General features: G+C 70.7%; 11 protein-coding genes. 9 read left to right on the top strand and 2 right to left on the bottom strand.

Annotated elements, in window-relative coordinates; all coding sequences use genetic code 11:
• The first annotated feature begins 41 nt into the window (after window positions 1-41).
• The 6 genes from rph (at window position 42) to pepQ (ending at window position 6,825) form a co-directional block, all read left to right on the top strand.
• Window positions 42-767 (top strand): ribonuclease PH, encoded by a 726-nt coding sequence (rph, locus tag PSESU_RS02660; RefSeq protein ID WP_013534222.1) that lies wholly within the window; start codon window positions 42-44, stop codon window positions 765-767.
• Window positions 768-777: 10 nt separating this feature from the next.
• On the top strand, window positions 778-1,374 hold the full coding sequence (gene rdgB, locus PSESU_RS02655) for an RdgB/HAM1 family non-canonical purine NTP pyrophosphatase (RefSeq protein ID WP_013534221.1): 597 nt from the start codon (window positions 778-780) through the stop codon (window positions 1,372-1,374).
• 25 nt (window positions 1,375-1,399) lie between these two features.
• Window positions 1,400-2,554 (top strand): radical SAM family heme chaperone HemW, encoded by a 1,155-nt coding sequence (gene hemW / locus PSESU_RS02650; RefSeq protein ID WP_013534220.1) that lies wholly within the window; start codon window positions 1,400-1,402, stop codon window positions 2,552-2,554.
• 101 nt (window positions 2,555-2,655) lie between these two features.
• Window positions 2,656-5,112 (top strand): DUF1631 domain-containing protein, encoded by a 2,457-nt coding sequence (locus tag PSESU_RS02645; RefSeq protein WP_013534219.1) that lies wholly within the window; start codon window positions 2,656-2,658, stop codon window positions 5,110-5,112.
• Window positions 5,109-5,435 (top strand): PilZ domain-containing protein, encoded by a 327-nt coding sequence (locus PSESU_RS02640; protein ID WP_013534218.1) that lies wholly within the window; start codon window positions 5,109-5,111, stop codon window positions 5,433-5,435. Before PSESU_RS02645 ends, PSESU_RS02640 begins: the two co-directional genes overlap by 4 nt.
• Window positions 5,436-5,505: 70 nt before the next feature.
• Entirely contained in the window at window positions 5,506-6,825 is a 1,320-nt protein-coding gene (gene pepQ, locus PSESU_RS02635; RefSeq protein ID WP_041763789.1) for a Xaa-Pro dipeptidase, read from the top strand.
• A gap of 64 nt (window positions 6,826-6,889) precedes the next feature.
• Here the strand turns inward: pepQ and PSESU_RS02630 are convergent, their stop codons facing one another.
• Complete coding sequence (locus PSESU_RS02630; protein WP_013534216.1) at window positions 6,890-7,486, bottom strand: TetR/AcrR family transcriptional regulator; 597 nt, start codon at window positions 7,484-7,486, stop codon at window positions 6,890-6,892.
• Window positions 7,487-7,650: 164 nt separating this feature from the next.
• On the opposite strand from PSESU_RS02630, the gene PSESU_RS02625 reads away from it, so the two are divergent.
• The 3 genes from PSESU_RS02625 (at window position 7,651) to PSESU_RS02615 (ending at window position 11,590) form a co-directional block, all read left to right on the top strand.
• Complete coding sequence (locus PSESU_RS02625; RefSeq protein ID WP_013534215.1) at window positions 7,651-8,580, top strand: alpha/beta fold hydrolase; 930 nt, start codon at window positions 7,651-7,653, stop codon at window positions 8,578-8,580.
• Window positions 8,577-11,042 carry an acyl-CoA dehydrogenase gene (locus PSESU_RS02620; protein WP_013534214.1) on the top strand — a complete coding sequence of 822 codons (2,466 nt, stop codon included), beginning with the start codon at window positions 8,577-8,579 and terminating at the stop codon, window positions 11,040-11,042. Before PSESU_RS02625 ends, PSESU_RS02620 begins: the two co-directional genes overlap by 4 nt.
• 71 nt (window positions 11,043-11,113) lie before the next feature.
• Entirely contained in the window at window positions 11,114-11,590 is a 477-nt protein-coding gene (locus tag PSESU_RS02615) for a hotdog fold domain-containing protein (RefSeq protein ID WP_013534213.1), read from the top strand.
• A 143-nt stretch (window positions 11,591-11,733) separates the two neighbouring features.
• On the opposite strand, the gene PSESU_RS02610 is transcribed toward PSESU_RS02615, so the two are convergent.
• Complete coding sequence (locus PSESU_RS02610; protein ID WP_013534212.1) at window positions 11,734-13,083, bottom strand: NTP/NDP exchange transporter; 1,350 nt, start codon at window positions 13,081-13,083, stop codon at window positions 11,734-11,736.
• Between the last annotated feature and the right edge of the window lie 248 nt (window positions 13,084-13,331).

The raw sequence follows: 13,331 nt of genomic DNA, 5'->3' as shown, positions 1-13,331 counted from the left end.
CCTGCCGCGAACCGCCGGGACCGCCTACCGGAAACCACTCCATGACCGTCGTCCGCCCCAGTGGCCGCGCCCCCGACCAGCTGCGCCCCGTGCGCATCGAGCGCGGCTTCACCCGCCACGCCGAAGGCTCCGTGCTCGTCAGCTTCGGGGATACCCGGGTGCTGTGCACCGCCAGCATCGACAACAAGGTGCCGGCCTTCCTGCGCGGCAAGGGCGAGGGCTGGGTGACCGCCGAGTACGGCATGCTGCCGCGCTCCACCCATACCCGCTCCGACCGCGAGGCCGCGCGTGGCAAGCAGGGCGGACGCACCCTGGAGATCCAGCGCCTGATCGGCCGCACCCTGCGCGCCTGCATCGACCGCGGCGCCCTGGGCGAGCGCACCATCACCTTGGACTGCGACGTGCTGCAGGCCGACGGCGGCACCCGCACCGCCGCCATCACCGGTGCCTACGTGGCCCTGGTCGATGCCGTGCGCTGGCTGCAGGGCCGCGGCGAGATCAAGCGCGATCCGGTGTTCGGCGCGGTGGCCGCGGTCTCGGTCGGCGTGTACAGGGGCGTGCCGGTGCTGGACCTGGACTACGCCGAGGACAGCGACTGCGACACCGACATGAACGTGGTCATGAACGACGGCGGCGGCTTCATCGAACTGCAGGGCACGGCCGAGGGCCATGCCTTCCGCCGCGACGAGCTGGACGCGCTGCTGGCCCTGGCCGAAACCGGCATCGGCCAGCTGCTGGAGCTGCAGCGCCAGGCGCTGGCCGGCTGAGGTTGCCCCGATGAAGCTGGTCCTGGCCTCCTCCAACCGCGGCAAGCTCGACGAGCTGCGCCACCTGCTGGCCGGCAGCGGCATCGAGCTGGTCGCGCAGTCCGACCTGGGCGTCGAGGACGCCGAGGAAACCGGACTGACCTTCATCGAGAACGCGCTGATCAAGGCGCGACACGCCAGCCGTGTCACCGGCCTGCCGGCGCTGGCCGACGACTCCGGCCTGTGCGTGGACGCCCTCGGCGGCGCGCCCGGCCTGTACTCGGCGCGCTACGCCGGCGAGCCGGCCGATCCGCAGCGCAATATCGACAAGCTGCTTACCGAGCTGGAAGGCGTGGATGACGACCGTCGCGGCGCCCACTTCCAGTGCGTGCTGGTGGTGCTGCGCCATGCCGAAGACCCGCAGCCGCTGCTGGTCGAAGGCCAGTGGCGCGGCCGCATCATCCATGAGCGCCGCGGCGCAGGCGGCCACGGCTACGACCCGGTGTTCCTGGATCCGGAACACGGCCAGACCGCGGCGGAAATGCCGATGGAACTGAAGAACCTCATCAGCCACCGCGGCAAGGCGCTGGAGCGGCTGCGCGCACGCCTGCCCGAAGTGCTGGGCTGAGCGCAGCCGCGCCAGCCATGCCGTCATGCCCGACCTGATCCCGCCGCCGCTTTCGCTGTACGTGCACCTGCCCTGGTGCGTGCGCAAATGCCCGTACTGCGACTTCAACTCGCATGGCGCCAGGGGCGAGCTGCCGTTCGACGACTACGTCGCCGCGCTGGTGCGCGACCTCGAACACGACCTGCCGCTGGTCTGGGGCCGCACCGTGCACAGCGTGTTCTTCGGCGGCGGCACCCCCAGCCTGTTCCCGGCCGCGGCGATCGAGGCCATCCTCTCCGCGGCCTCGGCGCGACTGCGCTTCGCGCCCGATGCCGAGATCACCCTCGAGGCCAACCCCGGTACCGCCGAGCACGACCGCTTCGAGGGCTACCGCGCCGCCGGCGTGAACCGGATCAGCTTCGGCATCCAGAGCTTCGACGACGGCTGCCTGCAACGGCTGGGACGGATCCACGACAGCCGCGAGGCCGAGGCCGCGGTGAAGCTGGCCCAGGACGCCGGCTTCGACAACCTCAACCTGGACCTGATGTACGCCCTGCCCGGCCAGGACCTGGCCATGGCCGAGCGCGACCTGGAACGCGCCTTCGCCTTGCAGCCGGCGCACATCAGCCACTACCAGCTCACGCTGGAACCCAACACCGTGTTCTACGCCCGGCCGCCGCAGGGCATTCCGGACGACGACCTGGCCTGGGACATCCAGGAGCATTGCCAGGCCCTGCTCGCCGGCGCCGGCTACGGCCACTACGAGACCAGCGCCTACGCCCGCCCCGGACGGCAGTGCGCGCACAACCTCAACTACTGGCGCTACGGCGACTACCTCGGCATCGGTGCCGGCGCCCACGGCAAGATCACCCTGGGCGCCGAACAGGCGATCCTGCGTCGCTGGAAGCACAAGCATCCGGCGACCTGGATGGCCGCCGCCGGTACCGACCAGGCGATCGGCGGCAACGACCGCATCGCCCCTGCACAGCGGCCGTTCGAGTACATGCTCAACGCCCTGCGCCTGCACGAAGGCTTCGCCCTGGCCGATTTCGAGGTGCGCACCGGCCTGCCGCGCGCGCGCATCGCCGCGGCGCTGGAGCAGGCGCGCGCCAATGGCTGGCTGCAGGTCGACGATGTCCGGGTGGCACCGACCGCCCTCGGCCGGCGCTTCGCCAACGACGTGATTTCGCTGTTCCTCTAGCCGGGAACCGTTCGGGCCGGGAGGGGGCCGCCTTTGGTCTACCGTGCCCTCCCGCATGGAAACGTGTTAAATACCGCCCCGAGGGGGAACGCGGTCACAGAATGGCAGCCACCAACCGTCCAAGGCCCGGCGATCCGCCAGGCGCGGTCCTGGCCCATGCCGCCCTGCCGGCGCGGGTCCGTGCGATCCTCGGCCGCGTGCATGCGCTGGCCGCGGACCAGCTTGGGCCATGGCTGGCATCCACCCTGGAAGCGCTGGAGACCCAGCTCTTCGAAGAGGCCGAGTCCGCGCGCAGCAGCACCGCCCAGGCCGAGCGCCTGGACGCGATGCGCCAGCTGCGCCACCAGCGCGCCGCCTTCCTGCCCCGTTTCCTCGGCGAACTGGAGAACTCGCTGGCCGGCCTGCGCGCGCAGCCCGCGGCCGCGACGCCGGAAACCGAGGAGCCCGCGCCTGCGCCGGCCCTGACCCTGGTCGAGGACAACGACCTGGATCGCGCCATCGTCCTGCGCGAGATTGCCCGCCGCCAGGTGCAGCGTGGCGGCAACGAACTGCTGCTGCTGGCCCAGCGCTTCGCGGTACTGGCGGCGCGCCCGGCCTTCGACCTGGAACAGCTGCCGCTGGGCCCGCATGCGCTGGCGCAGTGCCTGCGCGCGGCTGGCGAGTCGCTGGCGCTGCCGCTGGATGCGCAGCTGCTGCTGTACCGCCAGTTCGAACAGCACGTGATGGACCGCCACGGCGAGTTCGCCCAGCGGCTCAATGCCGTGCTCGACCAGGCCGGCGTGCTGCCGGGCCTGGTCTACGCGCCTTACCGCGCCCCGCGCGTCGCCGCCCAGCAGCGGCGCACGCCGCCGGCGCAGCAGCCGTCCGCGCGCCAGGCACCCGCCACCGGCTGGCATGGCCAGGGCCGCGGCATGGCATGGGGTCGTGCACTTGCAGGCCTGCCGCCCACCGCGGGGCCCGCCACGGGGCCGCTCGGCGCACCGGGAGGCCTGCCAGGAGAGGTATCGGCCGGCGCAGGTCCGATGGGCGCGGCCGGTGCGGCCAGTGGCGCGCACCCTGGGGACGGCCCCCGACCCGGCATGTCCGCGACCCAGCAGGCCGGCACGGCGGGCGCGGCCGCCGGCGACGACGCCAGCGGCAAGGAGGTCGAGGCCGCCTTCGTCGCCATGCGCCAGCTGCTGGCCGCGCACCGCGAGGCCACCCGGCCCGCGGCTGCCCCCACTGCGCCGACCGTACCGCCGGTGGTGCTGCCGGCGCCGGTGGTCAACCAGGTCCTTGGCAGCCTGCAGTCGCTGCCGCTGTCGCGCGCCCGCGGCCAGCGCCGGCGGACCATGGACGACGTGCGCGAGGCCACCCTTGCCCGCCTCCGCCAGGAACACGGCCCCGGTGCCGCGCTGCCGCCGGAACACGAGGACGCGTTCGACCTGCTGTCCATCCTCTATCGCGAGATCGACAACCAGGTGCGGCCCGACGCGCCTGCGCAGGACCTGCTCGAACGCCTGCAGGTGCCGCTGGCGCGTGCCGCGCTGGAAGACCAGGGCTTCTTCGTCGCCGAGCGCCACCCGGCGCGCGAACTGCTCAACACGGTGGCCGAGTCCGGCGCCGCCTGGCTCGGGGACGACGACGCCGACCCGCAGCTGGTGCAGCGCCTGGACCAGGTCGTGCAGCGGGTGGTCGAGGCCTACGACGGCAACCCGACCGTCTTCGAGCTGGCCAACCAGGAGATCCAGGAGCAGCAGCGCACGCTGCAGCGCAAGGCCGAGGTTGGCGAGCGCCGCCAGGTCGAAGCCGCGCGCGGGCGCGATCGCCTGGCCACCGCCAAGCAGCAGGCCGATGCCGCGATCCAGGCCTGCCTGGCCGGACGCAAGCTGCCGCAGTTCGTGCAGGCGCTGGTCAACCAGGCCTGGGCCGACGTTCTCACCCTGACCGCCGCGCGCCATGGCGAGGATTCGCCGCAGTGGCAGGAGCGCACCGCGGCCACCGCACGGATCGTCGAGGTCACCTGCGACCCGGAAGCCGCACCCGATCCGGAGCTCGGCACCCAGATCGAGGGCGCACTGCGCCAGGTCGGCTACCACGAGGACGAGGCCGGCGCGATCGCGCGGCGCCTGTCGCGCAGCGCCGACGACGAGGTCACCTCGCGCACCGAACTCACCGCGCGGCTCAAGGCGCGCGCGCGCCTGGGCGAGGACGCGGCCCGGCCCAGGGAGCAGCTGCCACCGCGCACCGCGGCCGAGGAAACCTGCTACCAGCAGGCGCGCACCCTGCCGTTCGGCACCTGGTTCGAGTTCGTCATCAACCAGCAGGGCGAGCTGCGCCGGCAGCGCCTGTCCTGGTACAGCCCCGTGACCGACCACACCCTGTTCGTGAACACCCGTGGCCAGAAGGTGGCCGAGCATTCGCTGGACGCGCTGGCGCGGATGATGGCCGCCGGCCAGGCGCGGGTCGTCACCGAGGAACGCAGCCGCCTGGTCGACCGCGCCTGGCACGCCACCCTGCGCGTGCTGCGCGGCCTGGCCGGGCGCGCGGATCCGTCACCGCTGGAGGCAGGCGCATGATCCCGGATCACCGCCGCGTACCGCGGCGCCAGGTCGCCTTCAGCGTGCCGGTCGAGGACGTGATGACCGGCGAGGTCATCGGCCATCTCGGCAACCTCTCCGAGGGCGGCCTGCTGCTGATCGCCGGCGTGCCGTTGCTGGAGGACGCGCTGTACCAGCTGCGCTTCGTCCTCGATGGCGCCGAGCCGATCGACGTGGGCGTGCACCTGCTGTGGTCGGCGCCAGCCAACAGCCCCGGGCAGAACTGGTGCGGGTTCCGCTTCCTGGCCATCTCCGAAGTGCATCGCGCGCGCGTGCGCGCCTGGGTCGAAGCCGGCGCCTGAGCCGCGCATGCAGGCCGCGCTGACGCGCACTGGGGCAGAATGGGCGCTCCCCGCCGCCACGTCTCCCCGGATGAACACCGTCGACATCGCCGCCCTGTATCCCCAGCACCTGGCCACGCTCAAGGCCCGCGCCGACGAGGCCCTGGCCCGTTGCGGCCGCGACCACCTGCTGGTCCCGAGCGGCCGCCGCCACTACCAGGCCTTCGACGACCGCGACTACGCGTTCGCGGTCAATCCACACTTCAAGCACTGGCTGCCGCTGACCACGGTCACCGACAGCTGGGTGGTGTACACGCCGGGCCAGCGCCCGAAGCTGGTGTTCCTGCAGCCGCTCGACTACTGGCACGTGGTGCCGGAAAGCCCGTCCGGCTGGTGGGTGGAGCATTTCGACATCCACGTGATCCGCAGCGCGGAAGAGGCCTTGCCGCTGCTGCCGCCGGCCGCGCGCAGCGCGATCATCGGCGAGGCCAACAGCGCACTGGGCGACTACACCCCGGACAACCCGCAGGCCGCGCTGGACTACCTGCATTACCAGCGCTCGTACAAGACCGCGTACGAGGTCGCGCTGATGCGCCAGGCCCAGCGCCGCGCGGTGCACGCCCACCGCGCCGCCGAGCGCGCGTTCCGCGCCGGCGAGAGCGAGTTCGGCATCCACATGGCGTACTGCCTGGCCGCGCAGCAGGACGCGACCGAGGTCCCGTACCAGAACATCGTCGCGCTCAACCGCAACGGCGCGGTACTGCACTACACCGAGCTGGGCCGCTCAGCGCCGGACCCGTCGCTGAGCTTCCTGATCGACGCCGGCGCCAGCCACTGCGGCTACGCCGCCGACATCACCCGCACCTACGCCGCCGACCGCACCGGCGAGTTCCAGGCCCTGGTCGACGCGGTCGACGCCGCGCAGCAGGCGATGTGCGCCAGCGTGCGCGCCGGCACCGACTACCGCCAGCTGCACGTGGACGCGCACCTGGCGCTGATGGGCATCCTGCGCGAGTTCGGCGTGTTGAAGGTCTCGCCGGAGGCGGCGCTGGCCACCGGCGTTTCCGCCGCGTTCTTCCCGCATGGCCTGGGCCACCCGATCGGCCTGCAGGTGCACGACGTCGCCGGCTTCGCCGCCAGCGACCGCGGCGGCAGCATCGACCGTCCCGCCGGCCATCCCTTCCTGCGCATGACCCGGGTGCTGGAGCCGGGCATGGTGGTCACCATCGAGCCGGGCATCTACTTCATCGACATGCTGCTGGACGAGGTGCGCAGGAACGGCCACGGCGACAGCATCGACTGGGCGCGGGTGGATTTCTTCCGTCCCTATGGCGGCATCCGCATCGAGGACGACGTGCTGTGCACCGGCGACGCGCCGGAGAACCTCACCCGCGCCGCGTTCGCCGGCTGATTCCACCACCCGGCTGGAAAGCGAAGGGCCCGCTCGCGCGGGCCCTTCGTCGTGATGCGTCCGCTCAGTTGGGGATGAGCGTGTTGATCACATGCTCGAGGTATTCCTCGAATTCCTCGTGGGTCATCTTCGGCTGCTGCGGGCGCAGCTGCAGGAAGCCGACATAGGCGGCGTAGGTCAGGCGGGCGCGGTTGATCGCCTCGGTGCGGCCGAGCCCGGCCTGGCGGAACGACGCGGTGAGGTAATCCTGGCGACGCTGCGAGACGCGCTGGATCACCGGACCGACCGCCGGGTGCTCCAGCGCGCGCAGCAGCTCGCTGTAGATCGCATGCGGCTTGGTTTCGTGGCCGACCAGCTGGAACAGCTGGCGCAGGCGCTCGCGCGGATCGGGCACGTCCTCGAGGCTGCCGAACACCTGTTCCTGTTCGACCTCCTCCCAGCGCTCCAGCGCGGCCTGCAGCAGCGCGTCACGCGAGGGGAAGTGCCAGTAGAAGCTGCCCTTGGTCACGCCAAGGCGGCGCGCCAGCGGCTCCACCGCGACGGCGGACACGCCCTGTTCGGCGATGACGTCGAGGGCGGCCTGGGCCCAGTCGGCTGCACTGAGGCGGGCACCGCGGGCAGGCGCGGCGGACGGGGGAGCGGGCGCAGTGGTCGTATCCATGCGCCGATTTAACCATACGGCGAAGTCCGTTGCAGTATGCCGTTTCCTGGGAAACCGAGCCCCGACAAATAGTTGCAAAACTGTTAGCGCCACCATACGGTGCATGCTGCAGCGCCATACGCATTCGTATTGACTTTGCGCGAAACGCATCCATACCATTCGGTATGGTTCCTACCCCGCCCACTGCTGCCAGCAGCCATGAGCTGCGCCTGTCCGGCGCCGGCCTGCAGCTGGCCGCGACCTGCCATGGCGACTGCGAAGCACCGGCGACGGTGCTGTTCGCGCACGGCTTCGGCCAGACCCGCCGCGCCTGGACCGGCAGCGCGACCGCGGTGGCCCGGCACGGCCATCGCGCCCTGGCATACGACGCCCGTGGCCATGGTGGTTCGGACCGCAACCCGGCCGATCTTGTCTATACCGCCCAGCAGTTCATCGACGACCTGATCGTGGTCGCCGGCGAGCTGCCACGGCCGCCGGTGCTGGTCGCCGCCTCGATGGGCGGGCTGTTCGGCCTGTGCGCGGAGGCGCGCTGGCCTGGCCTGTTCCGCGCCATGATCCTGGTCGATATCACCCCGCGCTGGGAGCCGGCCGGGATGCAGCGCATCCTCGCCTTCATCAGCGCCTTCCCGCAGGGCTTCGCCTCGCTGGACGAGGCCGCCGACGCGATCGGCGCCTACATGCCGGGCCGCGCACGCAAGAGCGAGGCCGCGCTGCGCGAGGTGCTGCGCCAGCACGACGACGGCCGCTGGCACTGGCACTGGGACCGCCGCCTGCTGGACGAGCTGGCCCGCGACGGCGAGCGCCACCAGGACGACCTCGCCGATGCCGCCCGTGCGGTACGCTGCCCGCTGCTGCTTCTCAGCGGCGGACGCAGCGACCTGGTGTCCGCCGATACCGTCAACGAATTCCTCGGGCTGGCGCCGCATGCGCGCCATGTCCGCATCGCCGATGCCACGCATATGCTGGCCGGCGACGACAACGACCGTTTTACCGCCACCCTGCTGGACTACCTGGGCGAACTGGACGGCATGGGGAACACCGGCCGTTGTGCCGCGCCCACCGATCCAGCGTCCGTCAACGGAGCTTTACCATGAGCATTGCCGCGCCAATCCTGGCTTTCCTGCTGATAAGCGGGTTTGCTGCCTACCACCGCATGCGCCTTGTCACCTGGACCGCGCTGCAGGCCATCGCCCTGGCCGCCTGCTGGTGGCTGGGCGCGCACCAGACCACCACCCTGGTGATGGCGATCATCACCGCGGCCGTCGCGGTGCCGCTGCTGCTGCCGTTCATCCGCAAGCCGCTGGTCGTCAGCCCGCTGCTCAACGTGTTCCGCAGGATCCTGCCGCCGCTGTCGCAGACCGAGCGCATCGCCCTGGAGACCGGTTCGGTCGGCTTCGAGGGCGAGCTGTTCACCGGCGACCCGGACTGGCAGAAGCTCCTCGACTACCCGAAGCCGCAGCTGACCGCCGAGGAACAGGCCTTCCTGGACGGCCCGGTGGAAGAGCTGTGCAGGATGATCAACGACTGGGAGCTCACCCACGTCCACGCCGACCTGCCGCCGGAGATGTGGGAGTTCATCAAGAAGAACAGGTTCTTCGGCATGATCATCCCGAAGGAGTACGGCGGCCTGGGCTTCTCCGCCCTGGCCCACCACAAGGTGATCCAGAAGATCGCCTCGATCTCCTCGGTGGTCAGCTCCACCGTCGGCGTGCCCAACTCGCTGGGCCCGGGCGAGCTGCTCAACCACTACGGCACCAAGGAGCAGAAGGACTACTACCTGCCGCGCCTGGCGGTCGGCCAGGAAGTGCCCTGCTTCGGCCTGACCGGCCCGTTCGCCGGCTCCGACGCCACCTCCATCCCCGACTACGGCATCGTCTGCAAGGGCATGTGGAAGGGCGAGGAAGTGCTGGGCGTGCGCCTGACCTTCGACAAGCGCTACATCACCCTGGCCCCGGTCGCGACCCTGATCGGCCTGGCCTTCCGCATGTACGACCCGGACGGCCTGGTCGGCGACACCAAGGACATCGGCATCACCCTGGCGCTGCTGCCGCGTGACACCGACGGCGTGGAGATCGGCCGCCGCCACTTCCCGCTGAACTCGCCGTTCCAGAACGGCCCGATCCGCGGCAAGGACGTGTTCATCCCGCTGACCCAGCTGATCGGTGGCGCCGAGAAGGCCGGCAAGGGCTGGAACATGCTCAACGAGTGCCTGGCCGTGGGCCGCTCGATCACCCTGCCGTCCACCGCTTCGGGCGGTGCCAAGTTCGGTGCCCGCGTGACCGGCGCCTATGCGCGCATCCGCAAGCAGTTCGGCCTGTCGGTCGGCCGCTTCGAGGGCGTGGAAGAGGCCCTGGCCCGCATCGGTGGCAAGGCCTACACCGTCAGCGCGCTGTCGCAGGCCACCGCTGCCGCCGTCGACCGCGGCGACGTGCCGTCGGTGCCTTCGGCGATCGCCAAGTACCACTGCACCAGCATGGGCCGCGAGGTCATCTCCGACACCATGGACGTGATCGGCGGCAAGGGCATCATCCTGGGCCCGCGCAACTTCGCCGGCCGCAACTGGCAGGCCGCCCCGATCAGCATCACGGTCGAAGGCGCCAACATCATGACCCGCAGCCTGCTGATCTTCGGCCAGGGCGCGATCCTGTGCCATCCGTGGGTCATGAAGGAAATGAAGGCCGCGCAGGAGCAGGACCGCAAGGCCGCCGTCGCCAGCTTCGACGAGAGCCTGGCCGGCCACGTCCGCTTCGGCTTCTCCAACGCCGTGCGTTCGTTCTGGCTGGGCCTGACCGGCTCGAAGTTCGGCAGCGTCCCGGGCAACGACTACACCCGTCCGTTCTTCCGCAAGCTCGACCGCTACTCGGCCAACCTGGCGCTGATGACCGACGTGTCGATGATGCTGCTGGGCGGCAAGCTGAAGTTCAAGGAATCGCTGTCCGGCCGCCTGGGCGACGTGCTGAGCCACCTGTACATGGCCGGCGCCGTGCTCAAGCGCTATCACGACGAAGGCACCCCGGAAGCGGACAAGCCGCTGCTGGCGTGGAGCATGTACAACAGCTTCCACGTGATCGAGAACGCGCTGTCCGACGCGCTGCGCAACTTCCCGATCCGCCCGGTGGGCTGGCTGCTGTGGGCACTGGTGTTCCCGCTGGGCCGTCGTGCCGAGGCCCCCGGCGACCGCCTGAACCACCGCGTGGCCTCGCTGCTGATGGCCCCGAACGAGGCGCGTGACCGCCTGGGCCAGGGCGTGTTCCTGACCCCGTGCGGGAACAACCCGGGCGGCCGCATCGACAGCTACCTGGCCAAGGCCGTGGCCGCCGAGCCGGTGGAGCGCAAGTTCCTCAAGGCGCTCAAGACCAAGGGCATCGAGGCGCTGGACTTCAAGGCCCAGCTGGACGAGGCCGTGGCCGAGGGCGTGCTGACCGCCGACGAGCGCAAGCTGCTGGAGGAGCTGCGCGAGATCACCATGGACACCATCACCGTGGATGATTTCGACGTGCACGAACTGCGCGCCGCCAGCTACTACGACAAGTACGGCAGCCGCCCCGCGGCCTGACCGTAGAAACGCGGACGGCGGGCTTCGGCCCGCCGTCTTCGTTTGCGCCATCGGAAAATGGAGGAATGGCAATGACAGATACGACCCTGCTGCGCCTGTACCGCCGCATGCAGCGCTGGCCCGCCGGCCAATGGCTGTTCTCGCGCGCGGTCTGCTTCAAGGCGCCCTACTTCGCCAGCATCGCCCCGCGCATCACCATGCTGCAGCCCGGCCGCTGCGAGGGCACGATCCGCCACCGCCGCAAGGTCAGCAACCACATCGGCACGGTGCACGCGATCGCCATGTGCAACCTGGCCGAGCTGGTCGCCGGCCTGATGACCGACGCCAGCCTGCCGCCTTCGATGCGCTGGATCCCGCGCGGCATGGAGGTCGCGTACCTGCAGAAGGCGATGGGCACGATCCGCGCCGTGGCCACGCCGGAGGCGCCGCTGGTCGAAGCGACCGAGGGCTACGCCCTGCCGGTACTGGTCGAGGCCAGCAACGCCGCCGGCGAGGCCGTGTTCCGCGCCCGGATCAGCATGTGGGTCTCGCCGCGTCCGCCGCGGTAACCCTGTAGTCCGGACAAGCGAAGCGCCGCCAGGTCCGCCTTTCCATCCGGAGAGAACCGGGGAGGCGCGTCATCCCAGATTGCGTCGTCTCCGCGCGCCTCCCGGATGCGGCCTCGGCTTACCTTGGCCTACGACGCCGGATGTCACCCCGCCCGCTCGGGAGGCAGCTTGCGCTCCTCGCGCAGCAGCCGCCACGCGCCAAAGGTCATCGTGCCGGCCACCAGCAGGCCGGCGCCGAACACCACGTTGGAGCCGAACGCCGACAGCAGCTTGTGCAGCCAGACGAAGGTCAGGTCGCCGCCGCGGTAGATGACCGTGTCGATCGCCGCGCCGGCCTTGTAGCGCCATTCGCGCCCCACCCGGGTGTAGATCGTCTCGCGCGCCGGCTTGGCCAGGGAGAACTCGCTGGCCCGGGTCACCACCTGGACGATCGCGACCATGATCGGCAGCGGCGAGGCGGCGAGGATCGAGAAGCCGAGGATGATGGCGCAGCCCGGGATCAGCAGCGCCGGGGCGATGCCGAAGCGCGACAGGATCTTCCGGGTCAGCAGCAGCTGCACCACCAGGGTCAGGGTGTTGACCGCCAGGTCCAGGGTGGCGAAGAAATTCGCGCGCTGCTCGGCATTGCTGAACGCGGTGCGGGCGATCGCGTTCTGCTCGTTGTACAGCAGGGTGCCCACGCCCACGCCCATCACCACCATCAGCGCCAGCCAGCGCAGCAGCGGCTCGCGCGCGATCAGCTTCAGTCCGGCCAGGACCTCGCCGCCCATCGGCTGCTCGCCGCTGGCCAGCTTGCGCGCGCGCTCGCGGCGCACGGCATAGTGCCGCAGGCGCAACAGGCAGACCACGCACAGCACCAGCATGACCGCCGAAACCAGCATCATGTTGGCCACCCCGAGCCGGGTCACCAGGGCCTTGGTCAGCAGCGGACCGAGGAAGGCGCCGACGGTGCCGGCCGCGCCGATGTAGCCGTAGCAGGCGCGCGCCTGGACGTTGTCGAACACGTCGGCCATGAAGCTCCAGAACACGGCCACCGCGAACAGGTTGAACACCGTGATCCAGAGGATGAAGGCCAGCCCGCGCCCGGGCATGCCGCTGTCGAACATCGCATAGAACAGCAGCAGGGTCAGGATGAAGAAGCCATATATCACCGGCAGGAACACCCGCCGCGGGAAGCGGCTGACCAGCCAGCCGTACACCGGCTGCAGCACCAGCATGATCAGGAACACCGAGGTGAAGATCACCTGCAGCGCGAACTCGCCCAGCGACACGCCGCGGTCGGCGAAGAACGCGATCATCCCGTGCGGGAAGATCGCCTCGATGTCGCTGGAAGCCGCCATCGCCTCGCGGACCGGGCGCAGCACGTAGTAGCCGGTGAGCAGGCAGAAGAAATAGAGCAGCGACCACCACAGGGCCGGCGAATCCACCCCGAGCTGGTCCAGCGCCTGCCGCAGGCCGCGGCGGCGGTTCGGATCGTCGGTGCTCGGGGTCATGCGTCGTGGGGCCCGCTGCTGGCCGGGGGACGGCCGGAAGGCGCGCAGTTTATCGAACCCGGCCCCTGTCGCCAGCGGTCGCGCCTTCCAGCACCTCTCCCGCGGATAGAGGGATCTGGGAGAGGGCCGGGACCCCGGCCATCGTGGCGAGGGCACGTTGCCCACCACTCGCTCGGGCAGGGACCAGATGCAGCGCGGCCAGGAGCCCATCGACGCGCCCGTGCTTCCTCGTGCCTCCGCCCTGCAGG

Source organism: Pseudoxanthomonas suwonensis 11-1 (assembly GCF_000185965.1).
Taxonomy (GTDB): domain Bacteria; phylum Pseudomonadota; class Gammaproteobacteria; order Xanthomonadales; family Xanthomonadaceae; genus Pseudoxanthomonas; species Pseudoxanthomonas suwonensis_A.
Note: the sequence above shows the minus strand (reverse complement) of the source record. Positions and strands in the feature narration are given on the sequence as shown.

What these genes read in the sequence shown, in the direction of transcription:
- rph (WP_013534222.1), top strand. Translation starts at nt 42, where the DNA reads ATGACCGTCGTCCGCCCCAGTGGCCGCGCCCCCGACCAGCTGCGCCCC.
- rdgB (WP_013534221.1), top strand. Translation starts at nt 778, where the DNA reads ATGAAGCTGGTCCTGGCCTCCTCCAACCGCGGCAAGCTCGACGAGCTG.
- hemW (WP_013534220.1), top strand. Translation starts at nt 1,400, where the DNA reads ATGCCCGACCTGATCCCGCCGCCGCTTTCGCTGTACGTGCACCTGCCC.
- PSESU_RS02645 (WP_013534219.1), top strand. Translation starts at nt 2,656, where the DNA reads ATGGCAGCCACCAACCGTCCAAGGCCCGGCGATCCGCCAGGCGCGGTC.
- PSESU_RS02640 (WP_013534218.1), top strand. Translation starts at nt 5,109, where the DNA reads ATGATCCCGGATCACCGCCGCGTACCGCGGCGCCAGGTCGCCTTCAGC.
- pepQ (WP_041763789.1), top strand. Translation starts at nt 5,506, where the DNA reads ATGAACACCGTCGACATCGCCGCCCTGTATCCCCAGCACCTGGCCACG.
- PSESU_RS02630 (WP_013534216.1), bottom strand. Translation starts at nt 7,486, where the DNA reads ATGGATACGACCACTGCGCCCGCTCCCCCGTCCGCCGCGCCTGCCCGC.
- PSESU_RS02625 (WP_013534215.1), top strand. Translation starts at nt 7,651, where the DNA reads ATGGTTCCTACCCCGCCCACTGCTGCCAGCAGCCATGAGCTGCGCCTG.
- PSESU_RS02620 (WP_013534214.1), top strand. Translation starts at nt 8,577, where the DNA reads ATGAGCATTGCCGCGCCAATCCTGGCTTTCCTGCTGATAAGCGGGTTT.
- PSESU_RS02615 (WP_013534213.1), top strand. Translation starts at nt 11,114, where the DNA reads ATGACAGATACGACCCTGCTGCGCCTGTACCGCCGCATGCAGCGCTGG.
- PSESU_RS02610 (WP_013534212.1), bottom strand. Translation starts at nt 13,083, where the DNA reads ATGACCCCGAGCACCGACGATCCGAACCGCCGCCGCGGCCTGCGGCAG.